Source organism: Oceanisphaera marina, assembly GCF_014643915.1.
Taxonomy (GTDB): domain Bacteria; phylum Pseudomonadota; class Gammaproteobacteria; order Enterobacterales; family Aeromonadaceae; genus Oceanimonas; species Oceanimonas marina.
The window spans coordinates 1-17,987 of sequence record NZ_BMKE01000033.1 but is presented as its reverse complement, the minus strand read 5'-3'; the positions used below and the strand labels follow the sequence as shown (position 1 = coordinate 17,987).

Here is a 17,987-nt window from a genome sequence, read left to right as displayed (position 1 = left end):
AAAATTTGCTCATCAAAACAGGCCGAATATACGTATGCAGTTTTATCCTGATTACCCAAAATAACAGAAACCCCACTTGCAGAAAGCGAGGTGTCCATATAAGTGCTTGAAGCGTGTCGGAGGAGGATACCGAGCTGGCTCTGTGCATTATTTACTTGCTAGCGACTTGTGACTAAGAGACAGGCTGGCCGCTTAAAGCTATGTTTACGCTATTTCGCGACAGACCAAATCCATCATCATGCGGATGTGCTCCGGATTATCGTTAAGCGCAGGAATATAGTGATATGTCTCACCTCCCGACTCCATAAAGTAAGCTTTGTTTTCGCTGGAAATTTCTTCCAGTGTTTCCAGGCAATCGGCCGAAAATGCCGGGCAAATCACGCTGATGTTTTTAATGCCTTCAGCGGGCAGCTTGGCCATGGTTTCATCGGTATAGGGCTGCAGCCATTCTTCGCGACCAAAACGCGATTGAAAGGTAGTACGCCATTGATGCGGCTCCAGGCCCAGCTCGGCGGCCAGCAACTCAGAAGTGCGATGGCACTGGTGGCCATAGGGATCACCCTGATTTTCAAAACGCTTGGGAATACCGTGATAAGACAACAGCAATAAATCGGTTTGCCCGTGCTCTTGCCAGCTGGCACGTACCGACTCGGCCAAGGCGCGAATATAGCCATGGTTGTCATGATAATCCCGAATAAAACGAAACGCGGGCAGACGCCGTTCCTGCTTCATCAGCCGGGCCCAACTGTCGAATACAGAAGCTGTGGTGCTTACCGAATACTGAGGATACAAAGGCAGTATGATAACCCGATCCACTCCGGCTGCTTTTAGCTCCTGCCAGGCAGAGTCAATAGACGGCTCCCCATAGCTCATGCCCAGCGCAACGGGCATATCAATGCCGGCGGCTTGCAATGCTGCGCTAAGGGCTGCCTGCTGACGACGACTCACCACCATGAGCGGTGATCCTTCTTCCCACCAGACAGATTGATAAAGTTTGGCCACCTTGGGAGAACGAAATGGCAGAATCACGCCGTGTAATATAGGGCACCATAACCAGCGAGTTAAGTCGACCACACGACGATCGTGTAAAAACTGCGCGAGAAAGGTTCTCACCGCCTTTGCCGTAGGCGCCGCGGGAGTCCCCAGGTTAACCAGTAAAACACCTGTTTTCACTTTGTTACCCATATTTTAAGAACGGAATGTAAGCAGAATAAAAAACCGAGCGCAGAAGGCGCTCGGTAGAGATGCAAAACAATCAAGACAGAATAGTAGCCAGCTGCTGGTTGATGGCTTCAACAGATTGAGTACCGTCAATTTTATGATGTTGGGTATCACTGTCGGCCGCAGCCTGCTTGTAGTAATCAATCAAGGGGGCAGTTTGCTCATGATAAACATTCAGGCGCTTACGCACTGTGCTTTCTTCATCATCAACACGAATAGCCAGCTCTTCACCGGTTACATCATCCTTACCTTCCACCTTGGGCGGATTGTAAATCAGGTGATATACCCGGCCAGAGCCCGGGTGTACCCGGCGACCGCTCATGCGCTTGACGATCTCTTCGTCTGGCACGGCAAATTCAAGTACATAGTCGACCGTTACACCGGCATCTTTCATGGCGTCGGCTTGAGGAATGGTACGTGGAAAACCATCAAGCAAGAATCCCTTAGCGCAGTCATCCTGGCTAATACGTTCTTTCACCAGGCCAATAATCAAGTCATCAGACACCAACTGCCCCTGATCCATGACTTCTTTGGCCTTTAAACCAAGCGGAGTACCGGCTTTAATCGCCGCACGCAGCATGTCACCTGTGGAGATTTGTGGAATCCCGAACTTCTCCATAATGAACTGAGCCTGCGTTCCTTTGCCCGCGCCGGGAGCTCCCAACAAAACGATGCGCATAACAGCGTCCTCTTCTTGATTAATTATATTCAGAATTTGGGTCGCAATTGTGTCACGACACCGCCACGGGGACAAGTAACAGCGCAGCCTAGTTAGACTTATTGATGAGAAAATACCGCTGAAAGCCGTCAGCTATAAGCGATCAGCCAGGATAATCACAGACCCTGCTTTATCGTCCGATCTTTATCTTTGCAAAGAGGATTCGCCGATACAGCAGAGCGGGATACCACAGGGCGATAGATCATAAAAACCCGGCACTGGGCCGGGTTTTAGAGCATTACTCTGTGTGCGTCGTCAAGCTGACTGTGATGAGTTTAACGATTATTCGCTCAATATGATTAGCTTAACAACAGGCGGTTTACGCGGGCCACGAAAGCAGCAGGATCTTTCAATCCGCCCTGCTCGGCCAGTTGAGCCTGTTCAAGCAGCAGCTGACACCACTCGGTAAACTGCTCGCCTTCTGCGATGGTATCGAGTTTTTTCACCAGCGTATGCTCGGGATTAAGCTCCAGAATGTACTTTTGCTCCGGTACCGGCTGGCCTGCCGAACGCATCAGCTTGATCATCTGGGTGCTCATGTCGTGCTCGTCGGCGACCACACAAGATGGGGTATTGGTCAGACGATGGGTCAGTCGTACTTCCTTGATATCCGCATCCAGTGCCGTTTTTACTCGCTCCAGCAAAGGAGCCAGCGCTTCGTTGGCTTCTTCCTGGGCTTTTTTGGTTTCTTCGTCGTCCAGATCACCCAGATCCAGCTCACCCTTGGTCACAGACACAAACTGCTTGTCTTTAAACTCGTTCAGGTGGCTCATCAGCCATTCGTCCACGCGCTCCCACATCAGCAGCACTTCAATGCCTTTTTTACGGAAGATTTCCAAGTGCGGGCTGTGGTTGGCGGCAGCAAAGCTATCGGCAGTAATGTAATAGATCTTATCCTGGCCTTCTTTCATGCGCTCAAGATAATTCTCCAGTGACACGGTTTGCGCATCGCTGTCGTTATGAGTACTGGCGAAGCGCAGCAAACCGGCAATTTGTTCGCGGTTGCCGTAGTCTTCTGCCGGGCCCTCTTTAAGCACGTTACCAAACTCGCTCCAGAAGCCCTGATATTTGTCGGCATCATTCTTCGCCATCTGTTCCAGCATCGACAACACCCGCTTGCTGCAGGCTTTGCGCAGCTGCGCTGTTACTTTGTTGTCTTGCAGAATTTCGCGCGATACGTTCAGCGGCAGATCGTTGGAGTCGAGTACACCTTTCACAAACCGCAGGTAAGTTGGCATAAACTGCTCGGCGTCATCCATGACAAACACGCGCTGCACATACAGCTTGAGGCCGTGACTTTGGTCGCGGTTGTACATGTCAAACGGTGCCTTGGCGGGCACATACAGCAAGCTGGTATATTCCTGATTACCTTCAACCTTGTTGTGGCTCCAGGCCAGCGCATCCTGGTAGTCGTGAGAAATATGCTTGTAGAATTCCTGATATTCTTCGTCGCTGATGTCGCCTTTGGCACGGGTCCATAGCGCGGTGGCCTTGTTTACCTGCTCCCACTGACCGTCGGTGGCCGGTGAGGTAACAGTGCCGTCTTCGTCGGTTTGCTCGGGCTCGCCCTGCTTCCACATTTCCACGGCAACGCTGATGTGGTCGGAATATTTACCGATAATGCTGCGCAGGCGCCAGTCATCCAGAAATTCCTGCTCGCTGTCACGCAGGTGCAAAATAATGTCGGTACCACGGCCGGGCTTGTTGATGTCGGCAACGGTAAAACTACCATCACCATCCGATTCCCACTGCACGCCCTGATCGGCCGACTGGCCGGCGGCACGGCTCAGTACCGTCACCTTGTCGGCCACAATAAAGGCAGAATAGAAGCCCACACCAAACTGGCCAATCAACTGCGAGTCTTTCGCCTGATCGCCGGATAACTGACCAAAGAACGATTTGGTGCCCGACTTGGCGATGGTGCCCAGGTGCTCGATCACCTCGTCCCGGCTCATACCAATGCCGTTATCGGAAATGGTCAGCGTCTTGTTGTCTTTATCCAGTATCAGTCGTACGCGCAGCTCGCCGTCGTTTTCATACAGTTCATTATCTGACAGGGCTTTAAAGCGCAGCTTGTCCGCGGCATCGGCAGCGTTAGACACCAATTCGCGCAAGAAGACTTCTTTATTGGAATACAGGCTGTGAGCCATCAGGTTGAGCAGTTGTTTAACTTCGGTTTGAAAACCATGGGTTTCGGTATGCACAGCTTCTGACATCGTTATGTTCCTTGCTTGGGTTTGACTTATAGCTAAAAGATGGGGGTCGCGTGCAGCATTTCAAGAGGCAGAAGAAAAAACAGCGCCGAACAAGTTGCCCGACGCTGGGGATTGGATGTTAACTTATCGCGGAGCACTTACCGCGTGCAGCTGCTTTTTCAGTAATAGCTCCCGCCTTCTGCCGCTAGGCGGCGTAATGGCTCGCAGGGCGTGAAGCGCTCGCCGTACTTACGGGCATATTCTTCCATTTTGTCAATCACGGCCGTGATGCCCAATTGATGCATATAAAAGAAAGGTCCACCGGCAAAGGGCGGAAAGCCGATGCCGAATACCGCGCCTATATCACCGTCTCTCGCCGAGGCGATGACGCCTTCATCCAGGGTAATGGCTGCTTCGTTTAGCATGAGTAGCACACAGCGCTCGGCCAGCTCTTGAGCCGGCAGGCGACTTTGTGGCTTGATATCCAGCAGTCGGTAAAGACTCTCATCCACCGGCTTACCCTTTTTATGACGACTGCCCGCCTCGTAACGATAAAAACCACGACCATTTTTCTTGCCATGGCGATTATCTTCCAGCAACTTGCCAAATGCGTCAGGCGCCTTGAAACGCTCGCCGAGCTCGCGTTCGAGAATAGGCGATATTTTGGCAGCCACATCTATGCCGACTTCATCCAGCAAGGTCATGGCCCCGACCGGAAACCCATAATCGACCAGGGCCTTGTCAATGGCCTCGATGGGCTCGCCCTCCAACAGCAACCGCGCGGCTTCGTTCAGATAAGGCGCTAAAATGCGGTTTACATAAAAGCCGGCACTGTCTTGCACCACTATGGGGGTTTTACCCTGGGCGCGGGCCAGCTTAAGAGCCGTGGCCACAGTGGCGGAATCGGTACCGGCGTGAGGGATGATTTCTGCCAGCGGCATTTTATCTACCGGGCTAAAATAATGCAGGCCCAGGATCTGCCCGGGTCTTGCTGCCCCTTCGGCAATCTGATGAATAGGCAACGAAGAGGTATTGGTGGCAAATACCGCGTGCTCAGGGCAATGCGCTTCTACTTCGGCCACCATGTTCCGTTTTACGTCCAGATCTTCAAATACCGCCTCAACCACCAGATCGACGCGTTCGAAACCACTGTAGTCAAGGGTGCCGGTAATACGCCCCAATTGCTGCTTCATTTCGGTATGCCGCAACTGCTTTTTACGCACCTTGCTGGCCAGCAGACCATGGGCATTGGCCATGGCCTGATTAATACCCTGATGGGAAATATCCTTGATGCGCACCGGTAATTCAGCCTTGATGGCGGTCACAAAGGCAATGCCGCCGCCCATCAAACCTCCCCCCAGCACACCAATATGAGCCAATGTATTTGGACTTTCTCCTTGCCATTGGGTTTCTTTTTTCATTTCGGTGGTGGCGAAAAACAACTGGCGCAAGGCTGCAGATTCGGGGCTCATTACCAGTTTACCAAAGGCCTCGGCTTCCGCGGCCAGTCCCTTATGCATGCCCTGTTCAAAACCGATTTTTACGACTTCAAGCAATTTTTCGGGCGCCGGATATTTACCGCGGGTTTTGGCCCGCAAGGTACTGAGTGCCTTGTCGAATACCAGCTTTCTGCCCAGTGGATTTGCCTCTAGCGCCAGGGTTTTCATATCCCGTTTACGCTTATGGCCAGGCTTGCCACCGCGCGCCAGCGCAATGGCGGTGTCGAGTAAAATGCTGTGCGGCACCATGTCGTCGACCAGGCCGGCTTTAAATGCCTGTTTGGCGCGTAACTGTTTACCGGTCAGCATCATATCCAGTGATTTGGTCAACCCCACCAACCGGGGTAGACGCTGGGTACCGCCCGAACCGGGTAACAGCCCCAGCTGCACTTCAGGCAAACCAAGGCGGGTTTTTTCATGATCGCTGCATACACGACCATGGCAAGCCAGCGCCAGCTCCAGCCCGCCCCCCAAACAGGGACCGTGAATGGCAGCAATCAAGGGAATGTCGAGTGCCGCCAGTTGATTGAAAATATCCTGCCCGGCTTTCGACAGGGCTTGAGCCTGCTCCGCACTGGTGCAGGCGGCCAGCATATTAACATCGGCACCGGCAATAAAAGAGTCGGGTTTACCCGAGCGCAGTACCAACCCCTTGATGTGACTGCTGGCCTTGATGTCTGCCAGCAAAGCCTGAATATCATCCACAAAACTGGCCCGCAGTGTGTTCATGCGCTCGCCCGGCACATCCATGGTGATAATGCCAATATCGTCTTGAAGCTGCAGCGTAAAGGCAGACTGAGTTGCTTGTTCAATCGCTGCTTCGTTCGTTACATCATTCATTGCGCGGCCTCCAATACCATAGCAACGCCCAGGCCTCCGGCGGCACAGGCAGTGGTCAGAGCCAAGCCACCACCACGGCGGTTAAGCTCGGTCAGGGTTTGCGTGATCATGCGGGCGCCGGTGGCGGCAAACGGATGACCATAAGCCAGAGATCCCCCCAGCACGTTGAATTTACTCATGTCTATGTCACCTATCGCCTGGCTTCTATTCAGTTGCTTTTTGGCAAATTCGGTGCTGGAAAACATCTTTATATTGGCCAGAGTCTGCGCGGCAAAGGCTTCGTGCATATCAATCAAGTCCATATCTGCCAGGGTACAGCCGGCTCTATCCAACGCTAATGGCGTGGCATACGACGGCCCCAGCAGCATGTCGTGCTGTACGCTAATGGCGGCATAGGCATAGCTGCGTAAATAGCCCAGTGGCTGCAACCCCAATGCTTTGGCCCGACTTTCGGTTATCATTAATATGGCCGCGGCGCCATCGGTCAGCGGTGTGCTGCTGGCGGCCGTCACGGTGCCGTGGCGGCGATCGAAGGCAGGTTTCAGCTTGGCATAATCGGCCAGGCTCGACTCGGTGCGAATATTATTATCCTGTTCGAATGCGCTTTTAAAAGGCGGCACATAAGCGGCCATCACCTGTTCGCTCAGTCGTCCTTGTTGCCAGGCGTCGGTGGCCAGCTGATGAGACCGATGGGCCAACTCGTCTTGTGCCTGACGGCTAATACCGTGGCTTTTTGCCATTTGCTCGGCGGTCTGGCCCATGGTCAGGCCGGTGGAATACTCGGCGACCGCGGGCGGCACTGGAGCCAGGTCTTTCAGCTTGAGTTTGCGCAATATGCTAAATTTGGCACTTATCGTCCTGGCCTTGCTTAAATCCAGTAATGCCTCTGCCAAACGTGCCGACACGCCAATGGGCAGTACCGAAGCAGAATCCGCACCACCAGCAATGCCTACCTCCACCTGCCCTGCCAGCATGGACTCGGCCAAACTCGACACCGCCTGAAAACTGGTGGCGCAGGCCCGAGTTACACTATAAGCGTCGGTGTGGTCCGCCAACGAGCTGGCCAGCACAATTTCGCGGGCAATATTCGGGGCTTTTGGCATTTGTATTACCTGGCCAAATACCAGCTGCTGCACCTCGGCTGCGGCCATAGGGGTGCGTGCCAGCAATTCATTCACCACCATGGTGCCCAGCTCCAATGCGGGTATACCACGCAAGGCTGTTGATTGGCGGGCAAAAGGAGTTCTTAGTCCCGACACAATGGCAATGCGATCACCCTTGTGTGTTGTTAATGAGTTTGTTGGCAACATGTATGCTCCTTTATGAGGCATCACTTGTGAACATGGGTAATGTGGGCATCGGCTAACCATTCAACACATGCAAGAGGTCAGACCTCGCAACATCCTAGCAAAGAAATAACACAGGGAAAACATGCTCCCTGCGGCAGCTCAAATATGACACCACCGCGATGCAAAGCATGAGGCCGCAAGTACCAACGCCTATAATTTAAGATAAACCGCATCTTTATATACTCGCACGAGGCTCTAAGAGTGCGTAAACTCGATAAAGCCACCCTATTTAACGGTGAATTTAATGATTTCTTTACTCAGGCGAAAGAAGGCCCGAGCTGCTGCGGTCTCTAACAGTATGGCAATAAAACAGCAGCGCTATGAGGTGCTGGTGTATGCCTTGCATGGCGATTTGTTTCGTTATGCGTTTTGGTTATGCCATGACCGTCAGGTTGCCGAAGACTTGGTGCAGGAAACATTTTTGCGTGCCTGGAAGTCACTCGACAGCCTGAAAGATGAAAAAGCGGCCAAGGCATGGTTGATTACCATTTTACGCCGGGAAAATGCGCGCCGTTTCGAACGCAAGCAATTTGACCTGGTTGATTTAGACACAGTACCCGTGCCCGACAAGCACAGCCTGGGCCTGGAGCAGGATATGGAAAACGAGTGGTTACGCCGACACATTGCCGAGCTGGCAGTAGAGTATCGTGAACCCTTGTTGTTACAGGTATTGGGTGGCTTTAGTGGCGAAGAAATAGCCGAGATATTGGAATTGAATAAAAATACCGTGATGACCCGCCTTTTTAGAGCGCGAAACAAGCTGAAAGAGGCAATGGACAAAGACATAACAGCACGAGGCCAACACAATGGATGAGCTGGAATTCAGACGCAGGGCCTACGCGAACCCTCATGATAAAAGTGCCGATTTTATTTCGGCCTCAGGTGCCAATGCCGGTAACCAACAGTTTGTGCAGGATCTTAAACGCTTCGATCAGCAACTGGGTAATGCCTTGCATGAACAGGTACCCGACACCCTGGCCAACAAGCTGCTGTTAAACAATGTCTCTCCAAAAACCGATAACGCCACACACTTTGGCTGGCGTCATTTGGCCGTGGCTGCCTCTGTCACCTTTGTGCTGGGTTTTTCTACCCGCTTTTTAACTTTTACTCCCGGCCTTGATATTCCTTATCCGGCGGTGGACCAGGTAGCCATGGAACACGTGCGGCTGGAGTCGTCTTTTACCGAGGCCGTAGATGAACAGGTAACGCTGACGGCAGTCAATGCCAAGCTCAGGCCTTATGGCACTCAGTTTAAAAATATGACCGATATTGGCAAAGTCTATTACGCCAATCATTGTCTGTTTGCCGGTGGTCCGGCTGCGCATCTGATTATTCAAGGAGAACATGGCCGCGTAAATGTGTTTCTGGTACCCGCCGACCGTGCTCTGCAACTGGTCAGCCGTTTCTCCGATGATCAATATCATGGTGAAGTCATTGGCATGAATCTCAATCGACTGGTGGTGGTGAGCGAAAAACAGGAAGATGTGGAAAAAATGGTCAGCAAGATAGAATCCTCACTGGAAAGAGCGATATAAAAAAGCGGTACGTTTTATCGGGTGAACATCATGCGTATAAACACCTGAGATTCTGAATGACGTATTGCAGTGAAAGAGCCGAGACGGAAGATCCGCTCGGCTCTTTTGTGCCTCTGTGTCAAAAAACAGCGGCTAAATGGCGAATTTTTGGCTGGTCTGGCATATCCGCTGTTCGCTTCTTATCCAATTAAGTCATAAGGTTATAGTTGTCGAGAGATCTTCGATTTTATGAGGTAAGATCCAGCCGACTTGTCATCGTGCTTGCATATTATTGCTTCATCCACATGGAAGCGAACACGCTGTTCGGAACAACAGGAACCCGCTATGACCATAGAACTCCCTATTTTAATAACCTTTGTTGGCTATTTAGTGCTCACCATGCTGATTGGCGTGGTGGCTTATAAAGCCACCAGCTCGCTAAGCGATTATATTTTAGGTGGCCGTCGCCTGGGCCCCGGTGTCGCTGCATTAAGTGTAGGCGCCTCGGACATGAGTGGCTGGCTGCTACTCGGCCTGCCCGGTGCCGTTTACCTTTCTGGCGTCAACCAGGCCTGGATTGGTATTGGCCTGGTGATTGGCGCCTGGCTTAACTGGCTGTTTGTCGCCAAGCGGCTGCGGGTATATACAGAGCAGGCCAATGACTCGCTGACACTGCCCGACTTTCTGGAAAATCGGCTGGCCGATCACAGTGGTCTGATCCGGGTTATTTCTGCCGTCACTATTTTGGTATTTTTCGTTTTTTACACCGCATCCGGCCTGGTCGGCGGCGCTATTTTATTCGAAAAAGTGTTCGGGCTACCTTATATCACCGCCTTGCTACTCGGTGGTGGCGTGATTGTGGCCTATACCTTTGTCGGTGGCTTTTTAGCGGTTTCATGGACCGACTTTTTCCAGGGTATATTGATGTTGCTGGCGCTGATTGCGCTGCCGTGGGCAGTGATGAATGAATTGGGCGGTATCGACCAGACTCTGACCACGCTTGATGGCATGGATGCCGCCAAGCTGGACGTTTTTCATGACTTTTCGCTGCTCAGCGGTTTGAGTCTGCTCGCCTGGGGGTTGGGTTATTTTGGTCAACCCCATATTCTGGCGCGCTTTATGGCCATTGACTCCCCCAAGTCGGTTCCCTTATCACGCCGCATCGCCATGAGCTGGATGGTACTGTCACTTATTGGCTCGGTTGGCGTAGGCCTGGCCGGGGCTGTTTATTTTGTTGATGCCCCCCTCGATAATCCGGAAACCGTGTTTCTGGGGCTGGCCAATGCGGTATTCAACCCCTGGGTGGCCGGTTTACTGATTGCTGCCATCATGTCCGCCATCATGAGCACCATAGATTCGCAATTGCTGGTGTGCTCTTCTGCCATTACCGAAGACTTTTACAAGCGCTGGTTTCGCCCAACGGCTCACGATAACGAGCTGGTGTGGGTAGGCCGTTTTGCCGTATTAGCGGTCGCGGTATGCTCAATGTTAATTGCGCTCAATCCCGAATCTTCGGTACTGGAGCTGGTGAGTTATGCCTGGGCGGGTTTTGGTGCCGCTTTTGGCCCAGTGATTATTATCTCTCTTTATTGGTCACGTCTCACCCGCAACGGGGCCTTGGCCGGTATCGTATTGGGCGCGTTAACCGTCATTGGTTGGAAGCAGCTGGAAGGCGGGCCTTTTGGCTTGTTTGACCTTTACGAAATCGTGCCGGGGTTCATTATCAGTACCCTGGCCTGCATCTTTATCAGCCGCCAAGGCACACCTCCCAGTAAAACCGTGGTGTTGGGCTTCAGACGAATGGAGTCTGAGCTCTAATATTTGACCAACCTCACAAAAGGAGCTGAAAGGCTCCTTTTATCAAACAAGCGTTTTACTTTTCCGTTACATCTTCTTATGCTGCAAGTGGGTAAGATTTCATCACATTGCCCTTGCGCTAGCCGTGTGGCGCCCAACCAATACCAAACTGATGAGAGAGTCTTTCATGAGCCAAAAAACATTGAAGCTGTCCCTGCTTGCCGCGTCCATCGCCTTGGCTGCCGGTCAAGTTCACGCTGCCGCTTTTCAATTGGCAGAACAAAACGCAACCGGCCTGGGCCGTGCATATGCCGGTGAAGGCGCCATTGGTGACAATGCCTCGGTACTGGGACGCAACCCCGCCGCCATGACGCTGTTTGATCGCCCCGCGCTATCTGGTGGTGCCATTTACATTAATCCGGAAGTGGACGTGGAAGGTAAGCCAACTACTGCGCAGGCTGGCGCAGCTGCCAGCAGAAACCTGCCGACACAGTCGGACGATATCGCCGACGATGCGGTGGTGCCCTTCTTCTATTATATACGGCCCCTTAACGAACAATGGGCGGTGGGCTTTGGCGCCTTTACCAACTATGGTTTATCAACCACCTATCAAGATAATCATTACGCCGGTCCGGTTGCCGGCAAAACGGCTCTTAAAACCTTAAACTTCAACCCCAGCGTCGCTTTTAAAGCCAACGAGCATATATCACTAGGCGCTGGCTTTAATGCGGTATATGCAGATGCGGAGTTGATTAGACATTCCGGCATTTTATCGGGACAAATCAACCAAGCCACAAATGGTGCTCCTTTTGCTACCTCACTGTCTCCTGGCTCTGAATTTGTTCGCCTGGAAGGTGATGATTGGGGCTATGGCTGGAATATTGGGGTATTGCTAGAGGCCGATGGGAATAACCGCTGGGCAGTAACTTATCGTTCTGAAGTCGATTTAAAACTGGAAGGAAATTACTCCAGTGCTTTACCGGCGATTGGTCAACCACTGCAGCCTGGGCTCCCACTGGGAACAAGCGGTCGTTCAGTAGCTGGCTCACTAGATTTAACCCTACCCGCCATCGCCGAAGTCTCTGGCTTTCATCAGGTTCAACCGGACTGGGCAGTGCATTACGGCATTATGTGGACCGAATGGAGCAGCTTTAAAGAACTGAAAGCCGTTAGCCCACAAGGAAATGAGCTATTCCAAAAAGATGAAGGCTTCGATAATAGCTGGCGTATCAGTGTGGGCGCTACCCATCAGCTGAACGATCAGTGGACCCTGCGTGGTGGCCTGGCTTACGATAAATCGCCAGTACCAGAAGAAGCACGCTCTATTTCGATTCCGGACGTAGACCGCACTTGGTACACCCTGGGTGCGACCTACGCTCACAACCAGAATCTAAGCGTAGATGCTGGCTTTGCCTTCCTCGATGGCAAGAAAGTCGATGTAAAGGAAGCTCCCTTTGAATTTAACTCAGGCGGCGATGCTTATTTATTCGGTTTACAGATGAACTACGCTTTTTAAGCCAACATCACTGTGTTACTTCTTTATTCAAGCGCCCTGTTGGGCGCTTTTTATTCACTTTGTTTATCCAAACACAATACTGTATATTGCCCGGTTATTATTCTTGTTCGGGACCATTATGCATTGTTTTGTAGCCAGGCAAGCTATCCTGGACGGTACAGGTAAACCGCTGGGATATGAGCTGTTATTTCGTACCAGCCTCGAAAATCGCTTTCCGCAGATGGAGGCAGAGCTGGCCACACGCCGCTTGATGGCCGAACAGTTTTTAAGCCAAAAAATTGAAGACCTGGTAGGCGAATCGCTCTGCTTCATTAATTTTCCCGACTCACTGCTACGGGAAGGCATGACCGACACCTTCCAACCTCAGCAGCTGGTGATTGAAATTCTAGAAAATGCAACGCCCGATCAAGCCTTGCTGGACAGCGTTAAACTGCTGAAAAAATCAGGGTTTAGCATGGCATTGGATGATTATACTCCCAATAAGGAATGGGAAAAATTTTTTCCTTTTATCGATTTTATCAAACTCGATTTACGTCAGATTTCCATCGCTGATTGCAGCCGCATCATCAAGGGTTCCCAACCCTACCCTCATATCCGCTTTATTGCCGAAAAAGTAGAAACGCAGCAAGAGTTCATTGCCGCCCAAGAAGCCGGATTCGAGTTTTTTCAGGGGTACTATTTTCAACAGCCACAGGTGATCAGCCGCCGCATTTTAACCACAGACGAAATGACCGCCTTCGAGTTACTCTCTGCTATCAATGATAAAGAGATCGATTACAACAAGCTCACTGCGCTATTCAGTCGAGATCTGTCGCTGTCTTATTACTTATTGCGCTATGTAAACAGCTTGCATATCGGCTACAGGCAGCAAAATATCGATAACCTGCGTAATGCCATCGTATTTCTCGGTCATCAGCAACTAAAGCGCTTTACTGCCCTGATGATGACGGCTTATATCAGCAAGAATAAAAATATCGAGCTGTATAATCTGTCGATGATCCGAGCCAGATGGTGCGAGTTGCTGGCAGCAAAGGTATGCCCAAGCCTGCAGGACGATGCCTTTATTTGTGGCCTGTTTTCATTGCTGGATGCGTTGCTGGAAAGACCCATGATCGAGATACTGCCTCATTTATCTGTGAGTGAGCCCGTGCAGCAAGCCTTGCTGGAACAAAAAGGACAACTAGGCTTTTTAATGGGCGTCATGCAGGATCATGAGCAAGCAAACTGGCCGATGCTGCAACAACGACTGGATTTTGTTCACGTCAGCGAAGAAGACAGTAACCGCTTTTATGAAGAAGCCATATTGTGGAGCAAGCATCTGATTTTAAAATAGCCTCCCAGGCAAATTGAGCGCACTAAAAAAGCCCCGTATCCATGGATGCGGGGCTTTTTTTGATTTAGACGCTGTCTTTACAGACTGCGCCGCTGTTGCCAGCGCCAGGTGGCCAATACCAGTATAAAGCCGGCCATCGCTGCCGCGAGCCCGATAACGACCGAAGCAGTATAGCCGAGCGCCAGGTAGCCAATAATGCTCACGACGGCAATAGACAGGGCATAAGGCAACTGAGTGATCACATGATCAATATGATGGCAGGACGCCCCCGTTGACGACAAAATGGTGGTGTCGGAAATAGGAGAGCAATGATCGCCAAACACGGCGCCTGCCATGACCGCAGACATGCCCGGTAGCAACAGCTGGGCATCAATCGCCATTGTCATGTCTGCAGCAATAGGCAGCATGATACCGAAGGTTCCCCAGCTGGTGCCGGTGGCAAAAGCCATAATACCGGCCAATAAAAACAAAATCGCCGGAAGCATGAACAAGGGAATACTTTGCTGTACCAAAGACGCAAGATACTGGCCCGTTTTCAACTCGCCAATCAGGCCGGCAATGGTCCAGGCAAACAGCAAGATATAAATGGCAGGCAACATACCTTTGATACCCACACTCAACGTATGCAGCCAGTCTACGGCACTCACTCGATGCTTAAGCATCGCATAGGTACATACCAGTAGTCCGGCCACCCCACCGAAAACCAAAGAACGCCCTACATTGGTATTTTCAAGGGCTGCCAACAGACTGAAAGCAGCCTGGCTTTCGGATAACGCCTGTGCGCCTGTCAGCAGCAAGGCTGCCACTGTTACCAGAGTAAGAGTGCCGATAGCCAGTAATAAATCGCTCACTCGCCCTGCTTTCGCATGGGTATCGGTCACGCCGGGCGGTGTGCCTTTGTTGCTATCAAACAGCTCGCCTGCCAGCGCATTCTGCTCATGGCGAGCCATTGCGCCGAGGTCCCAGCCGCCTTTAATGACCAGCAACACCATCAGCAACGTAAATACAGCATAAAAGTTCATGCTGCCCATCACCAGAAAAGCTCCCAGTGCGCTGTGACCCGTTAAGCCATGGCTGGCCAGAATACCACCGACCAGGGCAATGATGTAGGCGCCCCAGGAAGAAACCGGCATCAAGACACAAATTGGAGCCGCCGTAGAATCCAGCAAATAGGCCAACTTGGCGCGGGAAATATTAAAGCGGTCGGTTACCGGTCGACAAATGGTACCGACCGACAAGCTGTGAAAATAATCATCAATAAAGAAAACAAACACCAACAACCCCGTCATTACCTTGGCTTGTCGTCTGTTTTTGATACGGCGTTGTGCCCACTCGGCAAATGCCAAAGTGGCACCAACCCGACTCAACATACTGATAATGCAGCCTAATAACAGCAAAAAGAGCAGTATGTTCACGTTCCATTCATTCACTGCATTATCGGACCAGAACAATGCAGAGACTTTACCCGCCAAGTGGGTAATCGCAGTAACAGGATTAAATTGCTGCAATAACAGGGTGGCAAGAATAATCCCCAAGCCTAAGGATAACAGCACACGGCGAGTTGTGATTGCCAATAAAATAGCGAGCAAGGGGGGCAATAAAGACCAATAACTTTGAATAAAGGGGTGTAGTTCCACGTCGGCACCTGTATCTGAGTTGTCAACAAAACTACCAGGAGCAGGAGGCCGATTGAAAAGTCGTCTTCTCTTTCCCAGCAATAGCGCACCATGAATATATATTCATGACAGTATCGGCCCTTTCGGTACCGATCCCAGCCTTGCTATTGGATGGATAACAAGACTTCGGCATAACTTCCTTTCGATCAGAATAAACGGCATCACCCTGAGCTGATCTACTGATAAGTTACGCACCTCCACGCAGGTAAGTTGGGGGATTTTACTGCCAGAGCGACAAAAATCAACATATTTAGCCGAAAAGACGCCATATAGGTGATAAAATCATCTTTACAGGGATATATCCAAGCGTTCATTGCATGTATTGCGAACAAAACATGCACTTTTTTTGCTTTAAATTCAACCATACAGGTCAAATGAGTCTGGATTACAGTCTTGTCTTAATGATCAACAATCAAGACTTTATATTATGGTTACGATGTAGTTATTAATGAAGAAACGGCTATAATTTTTAAACGGCAATTAGCACTCGCAAAATGCAAAGCTATATTAGTGACTTCCCGTCTTCCGGGAGAGAATTACTCACTATTGAAAAAGTTTTCAGTAATTAACTTGCTAGATTTAATATGAAGCTGTAAATTTAAGACATAAAAAATATATTACCCTAGGTGGATGCGATGACTGACTTTTTGAAAACCCTGCTTAACATTCGTAGCTTGCGTGCAGCAACACGTGATTTGACTCTTGATCAAATGGAAGAAGCGTTATCAAAGCTGACCACTGTTATTGATGAGCAGCGCGAAACAAAAGCCGCCGAACAGGCTGCAGCCCAAGAGCGTGAACGCAAGCTTAAAGAATACATGGACCAGATGGCCGCTGACGGCATTGATCTAAGTGATTTGCTGGAACTTGCAGAGCCTGCCAAGAAGGCGAGCGCACCTCGCAGCAAGCGCCCTGCCAAGTATGAATTTTATGATGAAAACAATGAATATAAAACCTGGACTGGCCAGGGTCGCAAGCCAACGCCGATCAAGAATGCCATCGAAAGTGGCGAGAAAACCATGGAAGACTTTTTGATTAAACAGTAAGCATCAAGCATATTGTTTGATATTAATAAAAGGGCCATATGGCCCTTTTATTACTTTCACTATACCGAGTGACGCACCTCATCAAGCCTGACCCAGCAATTGATACAAGGGTAAGTCTACCCCATTGAGTTTAAGCTCATAGACCAACGCCAATTCTGTTCCCAGCCCCCCTTCCGGCCAGCCTTTTCGTTCAAACCAACACAAATATGCCATAGGTAACTTGAGTAACGGTTGCCCCGCATATTTACCAAACGGCATGGGCTTGTTGATAATATCAAACAGCTCACTACTGGCTAGACTCACTTTCTATTCCTTAAAATCCGGTGGCAGAAAGATATAATATATAGCTGTTACAGCTCGGACATTCGACTTGTTCATATCATGTATCAAGGCTATGCATGCAGGACCATTTGTCAGAGCGTCGGCACTGCCTGTATGCTGAAACAATGCTAACAGACTGGATGATTTCTATCATTGGTGGTTATGCACTCCTCTTCAGACAAATCTCTATCAAGGTTTTTATAAAGCTTGCAGAGCCTTGACTGATAGCAGGAGCGTAAAACAGGCCTTGGGCCTTGCTACTCTACTTTAATGGCACACAAAGCAAATAGCTCAAGTCATGCTCAGATAGCTATTTATAAGCGCCCGGGACGCTTTGCGTTTCTTTGTGGCTTCAATGAGGGAATATACTTGATAGGGATATTCTTGTCATACCGCTTAGAGGTTCAACAAGCATACAATCTGGTGGGAGCTGTATGGGAGGCTGCCAATCTATTCCAATATAAATTGACAGCCTCGGCATTTTTCAACCCAGTTGTCCAACTAACTGCTTTTAAACAGCCAGTTTATTTCTCTCAACTTCCTGCAATTTCCCAGGGTTGNGCATCCAGTCACGCACGGTGTCCAGTGAGGCAAAGCCCTTTGAAGGCCACTCCGGGCAATATTTGACGGTCCGGAACAGCGACTCCGAGTAGGGATTATCATTGCTGACTCTCGGTCGACTGTGAGACATCAGCATGCCAAGTTCAGCCAACCGCGCCTTGAGTGTGTAAGACGTCATCGGCGCGCCATTATCGGAGTGCAACACCGGTGGATGATGCCAGCAGCCTTCCCGCAACAGGGCGCGCTCAACTAACTGTTTAGCCAGCTCACCGGATTCAGTCTCATGGACTTCCCAGGCGATGATCTTGCGACTGTAGATGTCCATGATCAGGTACAGGTACCAGTGCTGACCACGCACAGCTGAGGGACAATAACTAATGTCCCAGGTCCATACCTGGTTC

At 50.6% G+C, this 17,987-nt stretch carries 13 protein-coding genes, 1 pseudogene and 1 riboswitch; of the genes and pseudogenes, 6 read left to right on the top strand and 8 right to left on the bottom strand.

The window, feature by feature from the left end:
- Window positions 1–204 precede the first annotated feature (204 nt).
- The 5 genes from hemH to fadI all read right to left on the bottom strand — a co-directional run bounded on the left by hemH (window position 205) and on the right by fadI (window position 7,783).
- Window positions 205–1,173: a ferrochelatase gene (gene hemH / locus IEW52_RS14500; RefSeq protein WP_229667973.1), complete on the bottom strand. Its 969-nt coding sequence runs from the start codon at window positions 1,171–1,173 to the stop codon at window positions 205–207.
- An 82-nt stretch (window positions 1,174–1,255) separates the two neighbouring features.
- Window positions 1,256–1,900 (bottom strand): adenylate kinase, encoded by a 645-nt coding sequence (gene adk / locus IEW52_RS14495; protein WP_188630797.1) that lies wholly within the window; start codon window positions 1,898–1,900, stop codon window positions 1,256–1,258.
- Window positions 1,901–2,238: 338 nt separating this feature from the next.
- Complete coding sequence (htpG, locus tag IEW52_RS14490; RefSeq protein WP_188630796.1) at window positions 2,239–4,155, bottom strand: molecular chaperone HtpG; 1,917 nt, start codon at window positions 4,153–4,155, stop codon at window positions 2,239–2,241.
- A gap of 158 nt (window positions 4,156–4,313) precedes the next feature.
- On the bottom strand, window positions 4,314–6,473 hold the full coding sequence (gene fadJ, locus IEW52_RS14485; RefSeq protein WP_188630795.1) for a fatty acid oxidation complex subunit alpha FadJ: 2,160 nt from the start codon (window positions 6,471–6,473) through the stop codon (window positions 4,314–4,316).
- A complete protein-coding gene (gene fadI, locus IEW52_RS14480) occupies window positions 6,470–7,783 on the bottom strand; it encodes an acetyl-CoA C-acyltransferase FadI (protein WP_188630794.1) in 1,314 nt (437 codons plus the stop codon). Before fadI ends, fadJ begins: the two co-directional genes overlap by 4 nt.
- Before the next feature lie 337 nt (window positions 7,784–8,120).
- Here fadI and IEW52_RS14475 point away from each other — a divergent pair, with 337 nt between their 5' ends.
- From IEW52_RS14475 to IEW52_RS14455, 5 genes are all read left to right on the top strand, one after another.
- Window positions 8,121–8,636 carry a sigma-70 family RNA polymerase sigma factor gene (locus tag IEW52_RS14475; protein ID WP_229667972.1) on the top strand — a complete coding sequence of 172 codons (516 nt, stop codon included), beginning with the start codon at window positions 8,121–8,123 and terminating at the stop codon, window positions 8,634–8,636.
- Window positions 8,629–9,357 carry a DUF3379 family protein gene (locus tag IEW52_RS14470; protein WP_188630792.1) on the top strand — a complete coding sequence of 243 codons (729 nt, stop codon included), beginning with the start codon at window positions 8,629–8,631 and terminating at the stop codon, window positions 9,355–9,357. Before IEW52_RS14475 ends, IEW52_RS14470 begins: the two co-directional genes overlap by 8 nt.
- A 324-nt stretch (window positions 9,358–9,681) precedes the next feature.
- Complete coding sequence (putP, locus tag IEW52_RS14465; protein ID WP_188630791.1) at window positions 9,682–11,154, top strand: sodium/proline symporter PutP; 1,473 nt, start codon at window positions 9,682–9,684, stop codon at window positions 11,152–11,154.
- A 166-nt stretch (window positions 11,155–11,320) separates the two neighbouring features.
- Window positions 11,321–12,649 (top strand): outer membrane protein transport protein, encoded by a 1,329-nt coding sequence (locus IEW52_RS14460; RefSeq protein ID WP_188630790.1) that lies wholly within the window; start codon window positions 11,321–11,323, stop codon window positions 12,647–12,649.
- A 118-nt stretch (window positions 12,650–12,767) separates the two neighbouring features.
- Window positions 12,768–13,982 carry an EAL and HDOD domain-containing protein gene (locus tag IEW52_RS14455; protein ID WP_188630789.1) on the top strand — a complete coding sequence of 405 codons (1,215 nt, stop codon included), beginning with the start codon at window positions 12,768–12,770 and terminating at the stop codon, window positions 13,980–13,982.
- Window positions 13,983–14,059: 77 nt separating this feature from the next.
- Here the strand turns inward: IEW52_RS14455 and IEW52_RS14450 are convergent, their stop codons facing one another.
- The gene (locus IEW52_RS14450; protein WP_188630788.1) at window positions 14,060–15,619 is read right to left on the bottom strand and encodes a Na+/H+ antiporter NhaC family protein; all 1,560 of its coding nucleotides are present in this window, start codon (window positions 15,617–15,619) and stop codon (window positions 14,060–14,062) included.
- A gap of 73 nt (window positions 15,620–15,692) precedes the next feature.
- Window positions 15,693–15,866, bottom strand: a riboswitch (Lysine riboswitch).
- Between the two features lie 427 nt (window positions 15,867–16,293).
- On the opposite strand from IEW52_RS14450, the gene IEW52_RS14445 reads away from it, so the two are divergent.
- Entirely contained in the window at window positions 16,294–16,704 is a 411-nt protein-coding gene (locus IEW52_RS14445) for an H-NS family histone-like protein (protein ID WP_188630787.1), read from the top strand.
- Window positions 16,705–16,785: 81 nt separating this feature from the next.
- Here the strand turns inward: IEW52_RS14445 and IEW52_RS14440 are convergent, their stop codons facing one another.
- Together IEW52_RS14440 and IEW52_RS14435 are read right to left on the bottom strand one after the other, a co-directional pair.
- Window positions 16,786–17,007 carry a DUF3820 family protein gene (locus IEW52_RS14440; RefSeq protein WP_268236673.1) on the bottom strand — a complete coding sequence of 74 codons (222 nt, stop codon included), beginning with the start codon at window positions 17,005–17,007 and terminating at the stop codon, window positions 16,786–16,788.
- 580 nt (window positions 17,008–17,587) lie between these two features.
- Window positions 17,588–17,987: pseudogene (locus IEW52_RS14435) on the bottom strand (transposase); the annotation flags it as partial.

Excerpts from the sequence above, each read along its gene's own strand:
- adk (WP_188630797.1), bottom strand. The coding sequence starts at position 1,900 with ATGCGCATCGTTTTGTTGGGAGCTCCCGGCGCGGGCAAAGGAACGCAG.
- htpG (WP_188630796.1), bottom strand. The coding sequence starts at position 4,155 with ATGTCAGAAGCTGTGCATACCGAAACCCATGGTTTTCAAACCGAAGTT.
- fadJ (WP_188630795.1), bottom strand. The coding sequence starts at position 6,473 with ATGAATGATGTAACGAACGAAGCAGCGATTGAACAAGCAACTCAGTCT.
- fadI (WP_188630794.1), bottom strand. The coding sequence starts at position 7,783 with ATGTTGCCAACAAACTCATTAACAACACACAAGGGTGATCGCATTGCC.
- IEW52_RS14475 (WP_229667972.1), top strand. The coding sequence starts at position 8,121 with ATGGCAATAAAACAGCAGCGCTATGAGGTGCTGGTGTATGCCTTGCAT.
- IEW52_RS14470 (WP_188630792.1), top strand. The coding sequence starts at position 8,629 with ATGGATGAGCTGGAATTCAGACGCAGGGCCTACGCGAACCCTCATGAT.
- putP (WP_188630791.1), top strand. The coding sequence starts at position 9,682 with ATGACCATAGAACTCCCTATTTTAATAACCTTTGTTGGCTATTTAGTG.
- IEW52_RS14460 (WP_188630790.1), top strand. The coding sequence starts at position 11,321 with ATGAGCCAAAAAACATTGAAGCTGTCCCTGCTTGCCGCGTCCATCGCC.
- IEW52_RS14455 (WP_188630789.1), top strand. The coding sequence starts at position 12,768 with ATGCATTGTTTTGTAGCCAGGCAAGCTATCCTGGACGGTACAGGTAAA.
- IEW52_RS14445 (WP_188630787.1), top strand. The coding sequence starts at position 16,294 with ATGACTGACTTTTTGAAAACCCTGCTTAACATTCGTAGCTTGCGTGCA.